This is a genomic window from Brevibacillus reuszeri (genome assembly GCF_002897295.1).
GTDB classification, from domain to species: domain Bacteria; phylum Bacillota; class Bacilli; order Brevibacillales; family Brevibacillaceae; genus Brevibacillus; species Brevibacillus reuszeri_A.
In genome coordinates, this window is record NZ_BEXF01000007.1 from 73,506 (window position 1) to 92,038 (window position 18,533).

Here is an 18,533-nt window from a genome sequence, read left to right on the forward strand (position 1 = left end):
ACTCCTTTGTGTCCACAGTTAGTCATCACGGCGTGAAAACATACGGGATTCCACGATACCCGGATGCTGCTTCGCCAAGATCAGCAGATTCTCCAAAAAAAGGTAATGCCCTTCCAACAACTCCACGTCCTTGCGCTGAAATTGCTTCACCTGCAAATACTGCTGCATTTCGAGCGCGTAGCGTTCTAGCTTATCGTGAAAATCGTTGGCCCTGAGCATCTGCTCCACTTCAGGATACTCTGTTTTTAACCGGGTAATTTCCCCGTATACCTTGCTGCCCTCCAAAATCATCTGATAAGCAATCCGCTCCATGGATGCAGTCGTCGCAGCTTCTTGCTCCTCGCGATCTGCACGCACATCGGATAAGTAGGTGATGAAGTGGTAGACGGTTAAAAACAGTGGTCCCAAAAATAAAATGATCCCCGCTTTGTACACATGCTGATTGGACAAATTGCTGATGAGCAGGAACAAATGAAATAAGATCGCGCCCAGCCATACGTAAATGATGATCTGGTGGTTGACCTTCCCGGCCTTTTGATGGCGCGAAAAGGCAAAGGTTAGGCCTAGCAAATAAAAAGCGAGCAAGGTAAAGCTAGCCGAAAACAAGGCCATCTCCATCTCTTGCAGCCAAGTTGCATCAGCGGGAATCTCGATCAAAAATTCAAAAGCGAGCACCAGCAGTGAGAAAAGCAACCCCATGATCCAAAACCGGCTAACTTCTGTATCGTTCCTCCGCCGGGAGCGGTAACGTTCTGCACGGGATCCCTTCATGATCTTCTCACCTCAATCACTATGATTCGCCACGATTCTAGCTTTTCCTTTCATGTTCGGCCAAATTCTGACAAGATGAGCTTTTGTAGAAAAAAGCCCTCCTGCCTGCAATATACTTTCTTGCTTACTGGCAGTGGGCTTTCCCTAGTACCTATGTGCAGTTATCTCCCTCTTCGGGGGTGGTTGTCCACGACAGTCAAGGAACCATCCTTGATATAACGCAATATTTTCGATACGGAAATACCTGTCGCATTAGCAATTTGCATCGCATTCGAATTCGGGTAGCTTCTCACATAGTTTCGAATCATCCGATAGTCTTCCATATCGTTTTGCCCGCAAACCTGACAAGTGTACTCGCCAGGATTTAGTATATGTCCGCATTTAAAGCATTTATCCGTCATCGCTGGTTCTCCTCATACCCTGTACTTGGCATTATTTGGTCCAAAGGGCTCTATCTACCTATATATTACCCACAATATAGTAGGAGGAAAACACTATTTCACATAGAAAGTCCTTTTTGCAGCAATAGCAGGGCAAAGCCGATCAAGCATATGCCTACCAGCCTATTTACTATCCGCAGCCATTTGGGTACAAGATACCGCGCTAGCAGTTTTCCGAGCATCGCAACCAATCCGAGAAATACGAGCGTCGATAGCAAGCACCCAGCCGCAAATAAAAACAGCGTCGACATGTCTGGCAACTGACGTGAAGCCATCAAGGAACCAAAAACGCCCGACCAGAACAGAATCGTTAGCGGATTCGTTAGCGTCAGAGACAGTCCATACACAAAGCTGTTCTTCTCTGCTCTTGCCGTTGCTCCTCGTTTTGCCTCTGCACCTCCATCAGCTTGCTGGGAACGAAGGCTGTCTACTCCAAACCAGGCCAGTGTAGCAGCCCCTCCAATCAGCACGATTTGCTTGACCCACGTCAGCTGTAAAACAAGAGAAATCCCTCCAATCGCACCCGCCATATAAAAGGCATCCACCAACGCCACACCTGCAATCATCTTCCACGCATGAGCAATTCCACGTCTGATCGACAGCTGCAAGATCGCCAGGCATACGGGTCCTACAGAGAGCTGAAGAAGCATCCCGAACACGATGCCGTTCCATAAAGCCATTCGCCTCACAGCTCCTCTTTCATCGTTGACAAGGCGATCATCGTATTCGTCTTGCTGACTCCCTCGATTTGCTTGAGTGTCTCCGATATGAGCCGTTCCAGCTCGGCCGTTCCTTTTACCGCAACTTTTAACAAGTAATCATAGGAGCCTGCAAGATGATGGCATTCCAGTATATGATCGGTCTCTAAAATCTGCTTTCGAAAGCCCGCAATATGCTCTGTCTTTTCAAGCTGCACCATAATAAATGCGATCAGATGAAGCCCCATTTTCTCGCGATTTATTTTCAAAGTGAATTGGTCAATGACTCCCGTTTCCTCCAGCTTACGGATGCGTTCGGATACGGCTGGCACGGAGAGATGGACCAGTTTGCTTATTTCCGAGCTGGTCATTCGGCTGTTTTCTTTTAGCAATTGCAAAATTTGTTCATCGATACGATCCACGATATCCCTCCTTTCCTCCATTATACCAAGGAGTTAAATTATTTAAGTAATTTTCCACAAGAACGAAAAATATGTAGTTCTCATACCATTTTACCATTATTTTATTTTGTTTCGAGTTGCTTTACAGGCAGTTACTTAAAAAGATTAAGTCGGACAAAAAAAGACTGCCTCGATACAAAACGTATCAAGACAGTCTTGAGTGAGCTGAATTAGCCTCTTCCTTTGCCATTGCCTTTTCCCGCAGACGATTGAAACGGTCTTCCGCCTTTTGCTGGACGTCCAGCTCCGCCTTTGCCTGCTTTCTTGGCTGCAGGCTTCACGGTTTTTCCAGCTTTCCGTGCAGCGATTGCTTCCGCCTTTTTGCGGTTTTGCTCGTACTTGGTTTGCAATTCGTCAAGCTCACGAGCGAGCTTTTTCTTGTAGCCTGGTTTTACCTTTGCCTTTTTCTTCAAGGCTTCACGAACAGGAGCAAACTCCTTGTCCTTTTCCTTCTTTTGCTCCTTTTGCTGCTGCTGACGCAGTTCAACAAAATGCGCTTCCCGCTCCTCTGCACGCTGACGACGACCTGCATCCAAATGACGGCCTGCTTGCAGGATGCGTTCCTCAATGGATGCCTTGGTTGCTTTGGCGAAGCGGCCCATCAGGTTTTTCTGACGAGGAGAAATGAGCGAGATCGCTTTTCCCTTTTGTCCCGCACGTCCTGTACGTCCGACACGGTGAATGTAGCTCTCTACGTCGTTCGGCAAATCGTAGTTAATGACATGCGTCACGCCTTCTACATCAAGCCCGCGCGCTGCAATATCTGTGGCGATCAAATATTGGAAACGAATTTCGCGGAATTGCTTCATCAGCTGTTCACGCTTGTTTTGGGACAAATCTCCATAAAGCGCTTGGGCAGACAGTCCGTTCTCCTGCAAACGTGCAGTCAGCTGCTGCACACGAACTTGTGTATTGGCAAATACGATTGTTAAAAACGGCTGCTCCTGCTCCAGTACGTCCACGAGTGCATCCGTCTTGTCGCTTTGATTGGTTACGTAGTAAAACTGCTCGATTTGCTCAACTGTTTTTTGCTTGCCCTCAATCTTGATGTGTGGCGGCTGCTTCATGAAGCGATGCGCCAGCTTTTTCACCAGATCAGGCATAGTTGCGGAGAACAACAGAACCTGGCGTTGGGACGGCGTGTGGACGATAACTTGCTCCACATCCTCCAAAAAGCCCATCTCCATCATCTTGTCTGCTTCGTCCAGTACGAGCGTCGAGATACGTCCAAAGTGGAGCGAGCCGCGCTTCATATGATCCAATACACGTCCAGGTGTACCGACAACGACATGTACGGTCTCTTTCAGCTTGTTCAGCTGTCTGTCAATATCTGTTCCGCCGTGCAGCGACAGAACATTGATATCGAGATGCTTCCCTAGCTTTTCTACTTCTTTCGCAATCTGAATCGACAATTCGCGTGTCGGCGTCAGGATCAGCGCTTGAATATCCCGCTTTCCTGCCTCCAGACCGTTCAGGATCGGCAGCATGAATGCCGCTGTTTTTCCTGTACCCGTCTGTGCTTGTCCGATCACATCTTTTCCTTCCAGAATCAGTGGAATTGCTTCCTCCTGAATGGGGGTTGGTTCTTTATAATACAGGTCTTGAATCCCTTGCATCAGCTCCGGTCGAAAGCCAAAAGACGCAAACGATTTTGCCATGGAGTCCACTTCCTTTCACAAGCGGTCCGATTCGCCACACCAAAGACTGCATGGACAGTGGGGTGCGAAAAAACCGGCAACCGTCAATCACAATCATCCCAGGCAAAAGTACGCCCGCTCAGATTCCTATCCTACCTATACTAAATGAGTCGATGCAAAAAAACAACTGCCATATCGAAGCCTCCTCAAGGAGGAGCGAGGTAATGCAGAACGTCGACAAAGCCCTCTCCTTCACGTAGCTATCGCTGTACATGAAATAGAGAGGGCTTTTTTCAATTACCTAGTCTAAGAGATCCGCAACAGTTTCACGGTCGAGCTTCTTGATGACCGCAACCAGTAATTCAGCTGCCTGCTCAAAGTCTTTCTTGGCCATGATCGAATTATGACTGTGAATGTAGCGAGTGGCAAAACCGACAACGAGAGATGGACAGCCGATGCCGTTCGTATGGAATTTAGCCGCGTCTGTGCCTCCGCCAGCGAGTGCATCCACTTGTACGTTGATTCCGATTTCCTCTGCTGTATCCATCACCAGATCGCGCAGTCCAGTATGAGGAATCATCGTCGCGTCAAACAGCATGACAAGAGGTCCGTCACCGACGTTGCAAGTCATCGGGTACGATTCATTGCCCGGCGTATCATATGCAATCCCCACATCGAGAGCAAAAGCAATATCTGGATCTACCAGGTGCGCTACCGTTCCAGCACCGCGCGACCCTACTTCCTCCTGTACCGTTGCACCGGCGTAAACGACATTCGGGTGCTCTGTGTTTTGCAGTCGGTTCAGTACCTCTACTGCGAGCGCACAACCTGCCCGATTATCTAGAGCTTTTGCAACCCACAGCTCACCATCGCGCATGGTGGTAAAATCACTCACCGGAACGATCCAGTCACCGGGACGCACGCCCATCGCTTTGGCATCAGCTTCGTCCTTTGCCCCGATATCAATGTAGAGGTCCTTGAGCTTCATGACTTTTTCACGTTCTTCTTTTTCCAAAGCATGTGGAGGCTTGGAGCCGATGATTCCCAAGTGCTCCCCTTTTCGGGTCTTCACTTTGACACGCTGCGAAAGGATGTTGTGCGGCCACCATCCACCAAGCTGGATAAAACGCAGATAGCCTTTGGAGGTGATGTGTGTAACCATGAATCCGATCTCATCCAGGTGGCCAGCCAGCAAAATCTTTGGTCCATTCTGGGCACCTGCCTTTTTCCCGAGCACACCGCCCAATTTGTCCTTTAGCAGCTGTTCACTCAGTGGCTCCAGTAATTGCTCCATCTTTTTTCTGACTTCGCGCTCGTGTCCTGGAACGCCGTCTACTTCCGTCAATTCCTTGATCAATTTGGTTGTATCGTCCATATTCAGTCTCCTTTTCGAATCAGACCTATCCTCCTATCATTTCGCTAGCCGCCAGAAAAAAACCTTGAATTCCCAATTCTTTTTTAGCGCCAGAACTTTTTTGCTACTCATGTTGTCCTCATCTTTCATAGTCCTACTGCCTCTGCCTTCACTTCTTCAGGAGAGCTCTTCGTGATGTGGTGAAACAGCAGCATACTGATCAAACCCATCCCTGCAAAAACTCCGGTGATGACAAAAGGTGGCACCCACCCGCTCAAAAGAATGAATATCCCGGCACTGCTGGCTCCGAGAATGGACAGAAGTGAATACACGGCCATATACGTGCTACGAGCATGATCAGGTACCATGTTGGCCAAAAGCGCTTGTTTGACGGGAATATGGATGACCTCACCCAAGGTTGCGAGGAACATCGCAAGCAGCAAAATGACCGGAGAATTACTGAAGCTGATCACTGAATATCCTAAAAAGAACAGAAGCAAGCCAGACATCAGTACGACTCGCTCTTTGCAAGCCTTCAGTAGCGAAGAAGCAAGAACTGTTAAACAAACGACGAGAAGCGTATTTTCGGTTTTTAATATTCCTAGCATATTCATTCCGTCTACCGACAAGTCAAGAAACGAAAATAGGGGCTGTGGCTCTGGCATTTCCTGCACGAGTCGAATTCCGATCACGTTTGTCAATTGCTCTTCGACTGAAATAATGAGCAGATTGGCCAGTGCAAATAAAACAAACCAGCGATGCTTCAGCACATTCTTGTATGATCCGAGGATATCTTGTAAAAAGCTGCCACCCCTCTTTTTTGTTCCCTTCGTTTGTAGGGACAGCCCCTGTTTTACCGGTCTGTAGGTCTCCTCAATGAAAAGAACCGTAATGCCAAGTGATAGAGCCGTACTAAAAGCAACTCCCAGAAACAGATAAAAGTGATGCGTTTGAAACAGAAATGCGCCAGCCAATCCTCCAATCGCGACTGCCAAATTATTCAGCCAGTACGAAACTGTGAAAATCGTGCGTCTATTTTCAGGATGACTCGCATCGATGATCAACGCCTGATAAACCGGCCCGACAGCACCTATACACAAATGAATGAAGAGAAACAGAACAAAAGTCACATAAGGTAGCTGAAGCCAGGGAGAATTGACGAGAGCCACGCATACAAACCCGACAAAGACAATTGCTTCGCAGCATACAATCACTTTTTTCCTGCCGATCCTGTCCGCTGCATAGCCACCTGCAAAAGAACCGACAATACTCGCTGCCATCACCCCTAAAAACATAAAGCCTGTCACAAAGGTTCCGAGCTGCTTGGAGAAAAACACGATTAAATAAGGCGTCACTGACATGGTTGCCATGGATGTCACGAATTGGAGAGTAAGCCTGATTTGGATGTTTTTATTAAATGTCCAGAATTTCATGTGCAATCACTCCAGCTACAGAATAACGATTGATTAATCAATCATTTATAACCCAAAAAAATAGACCGACTAGCTCTTCTTCGGTCCAAATAGCTGCATCGCAAACGGAACAAAGTTCGTCCACATTTGACTTTCTGGCGAATCAGTCAAGTTCACCCGCAGCCCAATCAACAGGCTCATATACGCTGTTGCCACGTATTTGGTGTCTTGCTCATATAAGGCCCCCTGCTTTTGCCCATTTTTTAAAAGCTCCCCAACTTTCGCCCGAAATGTATCATGAAACTGATCCAGCTCCTGAAACGGCTCGGGAAAACGATTATGGTAGCCAATGACTTGAACGACCAGACGTAGATAAGTATCAAATTTAGCGATTATACGCAGTTGATTTGTAACCATTTTCTCCAGCTCCAAAACAGCGTCCTGAGCTGCAGGATCAAAGTCTAGCAACTGCTCGGAATACTCGCGAAGAGGCTCCACGACGGCTGCGTAAAAAAGCTGGTCTTTATTTTCAAAATACGTAAAGACACTTCCAAAGCTGACGTTGGATGCCTTAGCGACTTTTGCAATCGTCGTATCGTTATAACCGTGCTCAGCAAACAGCTGGATGGCTTGCTCTAAAATGTTTTCACGTTTCTGCTTCATTTTTTGTACCTGTTGATCAGATAGCGGCATACTACAAGCTCCTCACAAATGATTAATCAATCAATCGTTATTAGCATTATAAAAGATTCTCCATTTTTTTCAAGCATTTTGCTCGTTTGCTTGTCCGACTCCCGGTGTCGACGCTCTCAGCTGTTCAATAAAGTTTCTCGCCGCAACAGATAGGTAGTGGTCCTTCAGCCAAATCAGACCCGAGCCCGCACTCAAATTCGGCTCCGCAATTCGGGTGACTTTTAGTGCATGTCCCTTGTGCATTTTCAGAACGACCTCCGGAACGATGGTTGCACCAAAACCCGAAGACACCAGCTCCAGTAGCAAAGGAATATCCGAGCATTCGGACAGTAGGTTGATTTCAAGCTTGCGACGGGCGAATTCCTCCAAAATCAGGTGGTACACTCCTAGTCCCCCAGTGCTCGGCAATATCATCGGATAAGCTTGCATTTCCTCAAAGCTGATCGTATTTGCGTACCGAGCATCCTGCGCCGAAGAAACGAAGAAAAAAGGCTCCTGTTTCAAATGCAAAATCGAAAAATCCTCAAGTGCAAGCGGAAAACGCACAATGGCAAGCTCGATCGTACGTTCCTTTATCAGCTTGCAGAGCTGCGCTGACTCGTTTTGTTGAATTTTATACGTCATGAGCGGATAGCGCTCACTAAATTTGCGTAATTGTGGCGCGAGTAACTCCGAGGAAAGGGTATTGACGCCAATGCTTAGTTTCCCGCGCACGCCCTCACTGACCTCTTTTACCTCCATACGCGACTCTTCCATGTATTTCACCATTTGCAAGGCGTGCTTGTACAGGTTATTCCCTGCTTCCGTCAGCTCCAAGCCTTTTTGATGCCGGATCACCAATTCTACTCCGAGATCCTGCTCCAAATTTTTCAACTGCTGGCTTAATGGAGGCTGAGCCATATGCAGCTTTTTGGCTGCTGCCGATATTTTTTTCTCCTCTGCAATGACGATGAAGTAGCGCAGTTGCTTGATATCCAGATAGAAGCACCTCCAATCCACTATACGAAAAAGATTATCAAAATGAATTTCATTAATATTTTTCGTATACCTTTCTCCATGGTAGCATAATGACATGGAGCACAAAAGGAGTTTTCCATCTATGCCATCAGGAGGAACCCATTATGAAAGCCAATTCATTCATGCAGCAAGCAATCGAATTAGCGTACGAAAATACACGCAAGAATCAAGGAAAGCCGTTTGGTGCTGTGATTGTAAAGGACGGTGTGGTGATCGGAACCGGAGTCAACGACGTTCTCGCAACACATGATGTAACCGCTCATGCGGAAATGCAGGCGATCCGCGAGGCGTGCAAAACATTGGACAGTGTTTCACTCGAAGGCTGCGAGGTATACGCAAGTGGACAGCCTTGCCCGATGTGTCTTGCTGCCATCTATTGGACAGGAGCCAAAACCGTTTATTATGCCTACACGGAAAAGGATGCAGCTGAGGTAGGGATGAGCACCAAGCATGTGTATGAGCAGCTGGCGCTTCCGTTTGACAAACAGGTGCTGCCCATCGTGCATATGGAAAACGAGGACGAGGGTAAAAATCCATTTGCCCTCTGGAAGCAAACTCGTGGGTAACCAGAAAACGTTTCCTCTCCTTTTAGTAAATATGTTTCTCGCCATGCTTGGTATCGGACTCGTCATCCCGGTGCTGCCTCAATTTTTGCATGAATTTGGCGCAGGCGGACAAGCAGCGGGATATTTGGTTTCCTGCTTCGGGCTGACCCAGTTTCTTTTCTCCCCCATTGCGGGCAATCTGGCGGACAAGTACGGTCGAAAGCCAATGATTGTTCTTGGTCTCGGCCTGTTTGCTCTCTCCAACCTCTGTGCTGCTATCGCTGATAATCTGTGGTTTTTGTTCTTGTCACGCCTTATCGGCGGTGCTGGCTCTGCTGCGTTGGTCCCTTCGATTATGGCATACGCAGCAGATATCACAACAAACGAGCAGCGGACAAAAGCCATGTCCTACATCGGAGCATCCATGTCCTCCGGTTTTATCATCGGGCCAGGTGTCGGAGGCTTGCTCGCTGAGTTTGGCATGCGAGCGCCTTTTTTCGCATCGGCATGCATTGGTGTACTGGCGATGCTCGGCAGCATGATCGTGCTGCCGGAGCCTCTTTCGCTAGAAACGAGATTGAAACGGCAGCAGTCCACTGTAAAAAAGCCAAACGTTTTCGTTCAGCTCGCTCTTTCGATCAAATCCCGGTTTTTCGTCCTGCTCTTTCTCGTTTTTGCCCTTACCTTCGGGCTTACACACTTCGAAGCGATTTACCCGCTGTACGTCGTGCAGAGCTATGGCTTTACTACCCTTGATATCGCCATTTTGTTTACGGTCTGCTCCTTGATCGGCACGGTCAATCAAGTCCTTCTCACAACTAAACTGATTCACCGCTTCGGGGAAAAGAAGACCATCAATTACACCTTGCTGCTGTCCTCGATCTCGCTAGTTTTTCTGCTTTTCTCCGGAAATTTTTGGTATGTGATGTTCGTTACGATGATGTTTTTCACCTGTAACAACATTTTACGGCCGACGATTAATACGCTTCTCTCCAAGGGAGCAGGAGAACAGCAAGGCTTTGTCGCAGGAATGAACAATGCTTACATGAGTCTTGGCAATATTTTCGGACCCGTACTAGCCGGCATACTGTTTGACATTCAAATTAATCTGCCTTATTTGTTTGGAGCCTTTGTGCTGCTCATCGCCTACTTCGTCTCCGTCAAATGGATCGAGAGCAAAAGAGCGATCACGAGCCTCGAAATGAGCTAGAACGGTACATGCAAAAAAGACGACTGGAGTGTGCGATCTTGCTGCATCTCCGTCGTCTTTTGTTTTTTTACTTTGCCAGCTCGTAAATCGCTTGGGCGTAAATCGCCGTCGCTTTGATCAAATCATCTACAAGGATATGCTCATCGCGCTGATGGGCACTGTCTGCACGTCCAGGGAACAACGGTCCGAATGCAACTCCTACATCCAGAGAACGTCCATAGGTTGCACCACCGATGGCGATAATACCTGCTTCTTCGCCCGTTTGCTCTGTATATACACGCTGCAGGGTAGTGACCAGTGGATGCTGTGGGTCAACCCGATGTGGTGTCAAATGCTCCGCTACTTCCAAAACAAATCCCGCTTCTGCTCCATGGCTTGTCAGCAATGCCGACCATTTCTCAAATGAAATCGAGTGGGGGTAACGAATATTGAGACGGAACAGAGCGTCCTTGTCTGCCTCGTATTCCAGCACCCCCGTATTTACTGTCAGGGCTCCCATTTCCTCATCGACATGGGCGATTCCCAAAGCCTCTCCGCCATGCTGACGGTACAGATAGCGGTCAGCGAAGTCTATGTAGACAGCGCCTCGCTCATCCAAGACAAGTGTTTGCAAGAAATGCGTCAGCTCTGTACCTGCATTGACACCTTTACTAGGGTCCATCCCGTGTACAGAAACGCCCTCCATATGAAGCTCGACTGAGCCATCTTTTTCCACGGCTTTGCCCGTAAGGCCGTTTTCCTCCAGATGTTTCTGATAACGCTCTATGATAGCCTGAGCTTCCAGCCCACGTGGCTCAAGCACAGCTACGCCTTTATCCGGCACCATATTCATGCGCAGGCCTGCCTGCAAGGAAATGAGACTCGCCTGAACATTTTCCGCTGCCGATAGCCCCAAGCTCTGGAAGGCTACCTTTGTCTGGCGCAGCGTGAGGTCTGTCAGTCCTTTTTCAGCATAAATGAGCGGGAAATCTGCGTCCGGTGTAAAGCCCATCGTCGGCATTTCCTCTGTTTCAAAATAGGTTTTCACGCATTGCCAGCTCGATTCCTCATCGGTTCCCAAAATGAAGCGGACTCGCTTGGTGAGCGGCAATCCCAGCTCCATCACGATCTTGGCTGCAAAAATGGCTGCCATCGTTGGTCCTTTGTCATCAATCGCACCACGAGCCACCAGACGGCCGTCTACAATCTCTGCTGCATACGGAGGCGTACTCCAGCCATCGCCCTCCGGCACGACATCCACGTGGCTCAAAATCCCGATCAATTCCTCGCCTTGACCGAACTCTGCATGTGCTGCATAGCCTCCAACGTCTTTGATTGTCATCCCTGCTTTTTCGCAGACACCCAGGGCATAGTCCAATGCTTCGCGAATGCCTTCTCCAAACGGCGCACCTTCACGCGCGGTTGCCGGATCGAGTACACTTTTAATTCGCAAAAAGGCTTGGGTAGTAGAAAGGAGGTCTTCCTTGCGCTTATTCGTTTCCTCCAGCCAATTAATGGTTTTCATCATCTTGTTCTTTCCCTTCTGTTATGCTCATATCGTCCATCCCCGCATCGATGTCCAGGTCCAGCTCGACCAAGGACAGTAGCGATTCCATCGGGACTTCCTTTTTAGTAAATTCGGCCTGCGCCTCTTTGATTTCGTCTCGGATGTTGTTCATTTCACTATCCAGCTTATAAGATGCCTTGGCAGCCTCGAATAATCGCTGACGAACATTTGACGGGATAATGCCCTCGTACTTGTAATTCAGAGAATGCTCAATTGTCGCCCAAAAATTCATCCCTAGCGTGCGAATCTGGATTTCCACCGGGATGGTCATTTGCCCGCCCGCCATCATAATCGGATACTCAACCGCCAGATGATAGCCGCGATACCCGCTTTCTTTTGGTGTGGACACGTAATCCTTTTCCAGGTAGACTCGCATATCTCCGCGCTTGCGTATCATTTCGACAACAGCGGGTATGTCATCAATAAACTGGCAAATAACACGGACACCGGCGATGTCGCGCAGCTCCCAGCAGATGTTCTCATCAATCGGAAATTGCAGGCGATTTGCCTTGTTATATATGCTAGGGATTGATTTTACCCTGCCAACAGCAAACTCAATCGGCGAATGTTCCTTGCGCTTGCGCAGCTCATTACGGATATTTTTAATTTTGACTTTGATTTCTTCAACAGCTTGCTCGAACGGCAGCAAATATAGTTCCCAATCTAGTTTGTGCACGCTTACGTCCCTCCGGCCCAAAACTCTCCATCGTCCTTATCATTCAACATTTTGGTTAAGATATCCTTCAAAATCGTAACAAAGACGTCTTTCTTCTTGAAAGCGGCGTCTTTGTTTGCTGTTGTACGCGGCTTCAGTGGCGGGGAGGAAACAGGAGAAAACGCTCCAGGTACTTGGGCCTCTAGCGGGGAGGGGGCTCTGCCCGCTTACAGGGAAAAAGGGAAACCGCGTCCAAAGTGAGATGATTGTTCAGAGGTGGACGCTTAAGGGCGTGTTTCCCTTTTTCCCCTCCAGCTTGGTAGGAGTCCCAAAGACCTTCTCTTTTTTCTCCTGTTTCCTCTGCAAGCTTTAGAGACATTTGAAGCTTGAATGACATTGCTTGTTAAACACGGATGAATAGCTTGGGTCAGCCAAGACAGTGAAGCATTTTTCAAGGGTTAGGGAATGTGGCTATCGAAAGCTCTTTTAATGGAATCTTTGCAAGCTAGCTTCGTCCCAAAAAGCAAATCTGCTGATGAGGAAAGAGAAGAAAAAAGTAAGAGCTCTTTGGGATACCAGCCGATGCGGAGAAATGGACGCGGTTTCGTTTTTTCTTCGGAGCTGAGCTCGGACACTCCCAGCTAGTATCCTAAGAAGCTAGAGCATTTTCTCCTCTTTCCTCTCCTCCACCAATAGCAACGATCCAGTATTCTTTACTTCCTTCGCCTGAACCGCTGTACAAGTATTCGAGGGTAGAGAACGAGCAGTTCGCTTAAGAAAACCTAAATCGAAGCTTCCTCAAGGGGGAGCGGACACTGAGGTACCTTGTCATGCGCTCCAGAATTCATAAGCCTCACGCTTATAAATTCCTATACGATAAAAAGAGACCAGTCTCCCGGCCTCCATATTTCTTAATTTTCAGTTAAAACAAATGATGATAACGATAAACGTAAATCCTCCGCCATTTTTGCCAGCTGATCAGCAGATTGTGCGATGAGCTCCATAGCTGCGCTCTGCTCCTCTACTGCTGCGGAAATACTTTGTACCCCTGCGGCAGCCTGCATCGAGGCTGACGACACTTCTTGCGCGACCGTGACTACCTGCTTGGCATCAGGAGCCATACGGGTAAAGGCATCACTGACTCTCTCCATCTCCTGTGACACGCGGATAATGTTTTCCTCGATCCGCTGGAACATTTCTCCCGATTCTCTTGCTGTTTTCATTCCGTGCGCTGTTGTTTGAGCGCCCTCCAGCATTTTTGCCACGACTGCTTTTGTATCTTTTTGAATATCGCCGATCATGCTCACAATCTGTTGGGTTGCCTCATTGGTACCCTCTGAAAGCTTGCGCACCTCTCCTGCGACGACTGCAAATCCTTTGCCGTGCTCTCCGGCACGTGCCGCTTCGATCGCTGCATTCAAAGCTAGCAAATTCGTCTGTCTGGCAATCTCGGTAATGACGGAAATGATCCGGGAAATGTCTTGTGACCGTTGCTCCAGCGTATGTATGACATCCGTAGCCCCTTTTACCGAGCGATCGATTTCTTCCATACTGTCCATGACGGCAGTTACTGCTTGTCTACCTGCCTCTGCATGGTCCTTCATCTGCTGGGAAGACACAAAGACCTGCTCTACATTTTCTGTTACGCCTGCCACATCATTCGTCAAATCAACAGCGAGCTGCAAGGTCATTCCCATTTTCTCCATCTGACTTTCAGCAGACGAGGCTACTGTATCCACTACCTGCACGATTTGCTGACTCGACTGTGCGATCTCTCCCGTATTTCCATGAATGTCGCGTACTGCATGAGAAACGGATGTCGCTGCTTGCCGCACTTGCTCAAGTATCGTATGCAATTGATCGCGCATCACTTGGAGCGAGCGTGCCAGCTCTCCCAGCTCATCCTTTCGCTTCAGCAGCTTTTTGGGGAATGGACTGGAAAAATCCCCATGCCCGATCCGATCAGCTATCAAGAGAAGCGCACGAAATGACTTACGCAGCCAATTCGCTGTAAACAAAGAGATCACGACAATCAGAAAGAGGACGACGCCATTAAATACAATCATGGCATTTTTGATCCGGTTCGGTCCTGACAATATTTCGGTCATGCCCATCTCCGCAAGGATCGCCCACTTTGCATTTCCTACCTGTACCTGATCGTAGGAGACAAGCACCTGCTCCCCCAAATAATCCACACTCTGCTCGGTTCCGGAAACCTGTTCTTGACTCATCATTTTTTCGGTAATCGGGGTTTCGACCTTTTGCGTCAGGAGCATATCTTGTCCCGATCCAATCTGGGAGCGCATCAGCTTGTCAGAGCCAACGAGATAAATTTTACCCGTCTGCCCCAGTCCTTCTCGTTGATTCAGTTGACGAGAAATGTACTCGAGTGGAACCTCGACAGCCAGTTGTCCGAGAATATACCCTTTTTCGTAAATAGGAGCCGCGATGTACACACTCGGCGTATCACCGGAAGGCTCATAGCGTCCTAAATCCGACATTTCCGCGCTTTGCACCTTCAACACCTTTTGTACGGTTTGCCCGAGCACCGAGCTAGCATGCTGTCCGTTTAGCAAATTCGTCCCCAGGTCAGCCTGTGGTTTCGTCTGGTAGACGATGTCGCCCTTGTCGTTTAAGAGAAAGGCGTTAGCGAAGCCGTAGCGAGCTACCTCCATTTTCAATTCTTTCGTATAGCTGCTCTCTGCCTCCTGATAAGCTGCTGAATCCTTGCCCTGCTGCCAGATTCCTTCGAAGGAAGAAAGGGCAGATATGACAGTGCCTGATGCAGCCAGCGTATCTACGTTTCGTGCCCGCTCGCGAAAGTAATTTTCGACCTGCTCCTTCTTGCTGTTCCGCAGTGCTTCCAGGGTAGCCGCACTTTCACCTAGCAATTCCTGCTTGGTTTCTTGATAAGCAAATACGCCTGCCGCTGTTAATGGTAAGATACCAGCAAGCAACAAGACTATGAGTACGCGCGCCCCCAATTTCATAGAAAAGCCCCCCAAATATCAATCTGTTCTGGCAAACTATTCTCTATATTTGTGTACTTCTCATAAATATAGTCGCTGAACAGAAAAAATGGAAGGCTCTACCTTAAATATCAAGCAGTTTCCATTATCATGGCAATTTCATCACACATTGGCAGCTTGGAGCAATTGATACAATCCTTCCAAGTCTTTTGGGGTAATGTTTCTTTTGCAACGATCCAGAACCCGCATTTTTCAAAGAACTCTTTTTGGTACGTCAAGGCCAGTACGCGTTTGATGCCGATCACCCTGCATTGTTCAACCAAATGCAAGACGAGATGTTTTCCAACGCCTTTTCCTTTTGCCTTTTCAGAGATCGCGAGGGAACGGATTTCGGCCAGGTCTTCCCACAAAATATGCAGTCCTGCTACACCGACTACATTGTCCCCGTCATGAGCGACGATGAATGACTGCAAATTTTCACAGACAGACAATTTGGTGCGCGGCAGCATCAGCCCTTGTTGTGCATATTCATTAATGATTTCCAACATCGCATCGACATCTTTCATAGTTGCCTGACGTACCGTCAGCGCTTTAGTGACACTCATTCTATTCTCCTCCACTCCATGCTCTGGCAGCTTGGTTTGATTTAATATTTATTCATTATAGTATATAAATATACAATCGACTTTGGCAGAAGTCTATCCCTTTTTTTGGCGTTTTTTGCCCGATCTTTATGGATCAATTCTTTTGTAGGTAACGGTTGTGTTATAATCAAGCATACGTACCTTGGGAGGTGTTTCTTTTTTGACGACTAGACGGGAACGAAAAAAGCGCGAGACTCGCGATAAAATCTTTAGCTCGGCGATCAAGCTATTCAAAACATATGGCTTTGAAGCAACCACCATCGACATGATTTCAGAAGAAGCAGATGTCGCTCGCGGCACGATCTTTCTGCATTTCACGTCAAAAGAAGCAATCCTTGCCAATTGGGGCTATGAACGGCTGCACGAGATCGAGGAGCGGCGAAGTGAGTGGGATTTCGGGGACGATTGCAAAGCGAAGGTATTGCGCATTTATAAAATCATGAATGAAGTGACAATCACAAACTTTGATTTTATCAAGGTAGTGGTTGAATCTTCGATGAAGCATCGCAAAGTGCTGGAAAATGAGAAGAACATGTACTTTGAGCTACGCCAGCTCTTTGCGGACTTAATCGAGGAGGCCCAGGAAAAGGGACAGCTGAAAAGCAAATTCAATTCTCTGGTAGCTGCCAACATGCTGGAGAATATTTACTACAACGCCCTGTATGACTGGGTTCGCAGTGAAGGTGCCTGGGCTTTGGAAGAAATCATGGAAGAAAAGGTCTCAATCGTATTCGAAGGGCTGGTCGTGGAAGAATCCTAGCAACCAGCCCTTCATGTTCTCATTTATTCCTTATTCAAAATAAGCCCATTTGTATTGAACATTCCCCAGTCCTGAAATGACGACGCCTTTCAGATTGGGGTTTTTTGCATATACAGTTGACTTGAAGTAGAACGGGATTACCGGCATATCGTCAACTAACAGCTTTTCTGCATTCTGCAAAATCGCTTTGCGCTTCGCCGCATCCCCTTCCTTGGAAGAAGCTGCGAGCAAGTCTGCATATTCTTTCTTCTCCCATCCTGTATGGTTGTTTCCTTCCTTAGTTCGGAAAATCTCCAGGAAGTTGATCGGATCATTGAAGTCACCCGTCCAGCCCATACGCGCTACCTGATACTTGCCGTTTTTGATGTTTTCGTAGTAAACGTTCCATTCCTGGTTTTCCAGCTTCACATGGACGCCAAGATTTTTTTGCCACATGTCCTGTACAGCCTGAGCAATTTTCGTTTGCGCTTCTTCTGTATTATAGGAAAGGGTAATTGGCGGCAATGCTTCCACGCTTGCATATCCTTCTTCTTTCATACCCTCTGCCAGCAGCTGCTTCGCTTTTTCCACATCATTGTCCACGAACAAGCCCTTTTCATTCTCCGCAAACATCGTTGGCGGTACGATTGCCGTAGCAACCAGCTCGCCACCCTGTGTCACGTTGTCTACGATGTCTTTCCGGCTGATCGCGTAGGCGAATGCCTGTCTGATTTTCTTGTTGTTAAACGGCTTCTGCTCCGTATTGAACTCATACCAGTACGTACCTGCCTTTGGCGTGATTTCGAGCAAGCCTTTTTCCTTGAGCGTTTCCATGGCATCAAGCGGTACGTTTCCTGTCGGAGCACCCGCCCAGTCCAGGTCTCCGTTTTCCAGCATGGACAGCTCGGTATTGGCATCGTTAATGATATTCATTTCAATTTTGCTTAGTTTCACATTTTGCGCGTCCCAGTAATGCTCGTTCTTTTCCAAAACGAGTTTGGTCTTATGCTCCCACTGTGTCAGCTTGAATGGACCGTTGGATGTATACTTAGGACCGGCTTCCTTGGCCCAGTCCGGATTTGCACTCACGACCTTCGTATTCAATGGAAAATAGCTGTAAAAAGCTGTAAGCTCCAGAAAGAACGGAGTCGGATTTTCCAGTGTTACTACCAAGGTTTTATCATCTGTAGCCTTGACCCCGATATCCTCTGGCTTCGCCTTGCCGCTAAAAGCTGCTTCTGCATTTTTTACATAAAAGAGCTGATAGGCATACTCCGAGCCATTTTTCGCATCCAACACCCATTTCCAGGCGTTTTCAAAATCATGGGCAGTAACCGGGTCACCATTGGACCACTTGGCATTGTCCCGAATCGTAAAGGTGTAGGTCAAAAGATCGTCCGATGCCTTGATTTCACTTGCAATCGCTGGCTGCGGCACACCGTCTTTATCGGTTCGAGTCAACCCTTCAAACGTCTGGAAAATAACGTTGGAGGACCATACATCCGTAATCAGCCCCGGATGCAGAGAAAGCGGCTCTGTAAAGTTGTTTAGACGCAGCACTTGATCGGGAGTCTTGGCAGCTGGTGCTGGCTCCGTTGTTGTCGTGCCAGGTGCCTGCGGCTGCTCCGCCGGTTTTGCTGCTTCATTCGTTTGTCCGCATGCGGCAAGCGATACAGATAGTCCTGCGACGAGGACTGCCTTGATCGTCTTATTCCACCATGCATTTTGTGATTTACCCATCT

The 18,533-nt window shown here is 48.0% G+C and carries 17 protein-coding genes; 3 read left to right on the forward strand and 14 right to left on the reverse strand.

Annotated elements, in window-relative coordinates; all coding sequences use genetic code 11:
• Positions 1-18 precede the first annotated feature (18 nt).
• From C3B52_RS13165 to C3B52_RS13205, 9 genes are all read right to left on the reverse strand, one after another.
• Entirely contained in the window at positions 19-771 is a 753-nt protein-coding gene (locus C3B52_RS13165) for a hypothetical protein (RefSeq protein WP_103106551.1), read from the reverse strand.
• Between the two features lie 161 nt (positions 772-932).
• Entirely contained in the window at positions 933-1,172 is a 240-nt protein-coding gene (locus C3B52_RS13170; protein WP_103106552.1) for a helix-turn-helix domain-containing protein, read from the reverse strand.
• Between the two features lie 98 nt (positions 1,173-1,270).
• Positions 1,271-1,891 carry a LysE family transporter gene (locus C3B52_RS13175; protein WP_103106553.1) on the reverse strand — a complete coding sequence of 207 codons (621 nt, stop codon included), beginning with the start codon at positions 1,889-1,891 and terminating at the stop codon, positions 1,271-1,273.
• Positions 1,892-1,896: 5 nt separating this feature from the next.
• Entirely contained in the window at positions 1,897-2,331 is a 435-nt protein-coding gene (locus C3B52_RS13180) for an Lrp/AsnC family transcriptional regulator (RefSeq protein WP_103106554.1), read from the reverse strand.
• A 209-nt stretch (positions 2,332-2,540) separates the two neighbouring features.
• Positions 2,541-4,028 (reverse strand): DEAD/DEAH box helicase, encoded by a 1,488-nt coding sequence (locus C3B52_RS13185; protein WP_103106555.1) that lies wholly within the window; start codon positions 4,026-4,028, stop codon positions 2,541-2,543.
• Between the two features lie 280 nt (positions 4,029-4,308).
• The gene (locus C3B52_RS13190; protein ID WP_103106556.1) at positions 4,309-5,382 is read right to left on the reverse strand and encodes a M42 family metallopeptidase; all 1,074 of its coding nucleotides are present in this window, start codon (positions 5,380-5,382) and stop codon (positions 4,309-4,311) included.
• A gap of 125 nt (positions 5,383-5,507) precedes the next feature.
• Entirely contained in the window at positions 5,508-6,794 is a 1,287-nt protein-coding gene (locus tag C3B52_RS13195; protein WP_103106557.1) for an MFS transporter, read from the reverse strand.
• A gap of 69 nt (positions 6,795-6,863) precedes the next feature.
• Entirely contained in the window at positions 6,864-7,466 is a 603-nt protein-coding gene (locus tag C3B52_RS13200; RefSeq protein WP_103106558.1) for a TetR/AcrR family transcriptional regulator, read from the reverse strand.
• A 69-nt stretch (positions 7,467-7,535) separates the two neighbouring features.
• Complete coding sequence (locus C3B52_RS13205; protein ID WP_306418813.1) at positions 7,536-8,465, reverse strand: LysR family transcriptional regulator; 930 nt, start codon at positions 8,463-8,465, stop codon at positions 7,536-7,538.
• A 122-nt stretch (positions 8,466-8,587) separates the two neighbouring features.
• On the opposite strand from C3B52_RS13205, the gene C3B52_RS13210 reads away from it, so the two are divergent.
• Both C3B52_RS13210 and C3B52_RS13215 read left to right on the forward strand, forming a co-directional pair.
• Positions 8,588-9,049 (forward strand): nucleoside deaminase, encoded by a 462-nt coding sequence (locus C3B52_RS13210; RefSeq protein WP_201264883.1) that lies wholly within the window; start codon positions 8,588-8,590, stop codon positions 9,047-9,049.
• A complete protein-coding gene (locus C3B52_RS13215) occupies positions 9,042-10,238 on the forward strand; it encodes an MFS transporter (protein ID WP_373419724.1) in 1,197 nt (398 codons plus the stop codon). The genes C3B52_RS13210 and C3B52_RS13215 overlap by 8 nt, the downstream gene beginning before the upstream one ends.
• A 67-nt stretch (positions 10,239-10,305) precedes the next feature.
• Here C3B52_RS13215 and pepV read toward each other — a convergent pair whose 3' ends face one another.
• The 4 genes from pepV to C3B52_RS13235 all read right to left on the reverse strand — a co-directional run bounded on the left by pepV (position 10,306) and on the right by C3B52_RS13235 (position 16,013).
• On the reverse strand, positions 10,306-11,742 hold the full coding sequence (pepV, locus tag C3B52_RS13220; protein WP_103106747.1) for a dipeptidase PepV: 1,437 nt from the start codon (positions 11,740-11,742) through the stop codon (positions 10,306-10,308).
• Positions 11,729-12,460, reverse strand: a complete 732-nt coding sequence (locus tag C3B52_RS13225) for a GTP pyrophosphokinase (protein WP_103106560.1) — start codon at positions 12,458-12,460, stop codon at positions 11,729-11,731. Before C3B52_RS13225 ends, pepV begins: the two co-directional genes overlap by 14 nt.
• An 890-nt stretch (positions 12,461-13,350) precedes the next feature.
• Positions 13,351-15,429 carry a methyl-accepting chemotaxis protein gene (locus tag C3B52_RS13230; RefSeq protein ID WP_103106561.1) on the reverse strand — a complete coding sequence of 693 codons (2,079 nt, stop codon included), beginning with the start codon at positions 15,427-15,429 and terminating at the stop codon, positions 13,351-13,353.
• Positions 15,430-15,539: 110 nt separating this feature from the next.
• The gene (locus C3B52_RS13235) at positions 15,540-16,013 is read right to left on the reverse strand and encodes an N-acetyltransferase (protein WP_103106562.1); all 474 of its coding nucleotides are present in this window, start codon (positions 16,011-16,013) and stop codon (positions 15,540-15,542) included.
• 199 nt (positions 16,014-16,212) lie between these two features.
• Here C3B52_RS13235 and C3B52_RS13240 point away from each other — a divergent pair, with 199 nt between their 5' ends.
• Entirely contained in the window at positions 16,213-16,812 is a 600-nt protein-coding gene (locus C3B52_RS13240; RefSeq protein ID WP_103106563.1) for a TetR/AcrR family transcriptional regulator, read from the forward strand.
• Positions 16,813-16,842: 30 nt separating this feature from the next.
• Here the strand turns inward: C3B52_RS13240 and C3B52_RS13245 are convergent, their stop codons facing one another.
• Positions 16,843-18,531 carry a peptide ABC transporter substrate-binding protein gene (locus C3B52_RS13245; protein WP_103106564.1) on the reverse strand — a complete coding sequence of 563 codons (1,689 nt, stop codon included), beginning with the start codon at positions 18,529-18,531 and terminating at the stop codon, positions 16,843-16,845.
• Between the last annotated feature and the right edge of the window lie 2 nt (positions 18,532-18,533).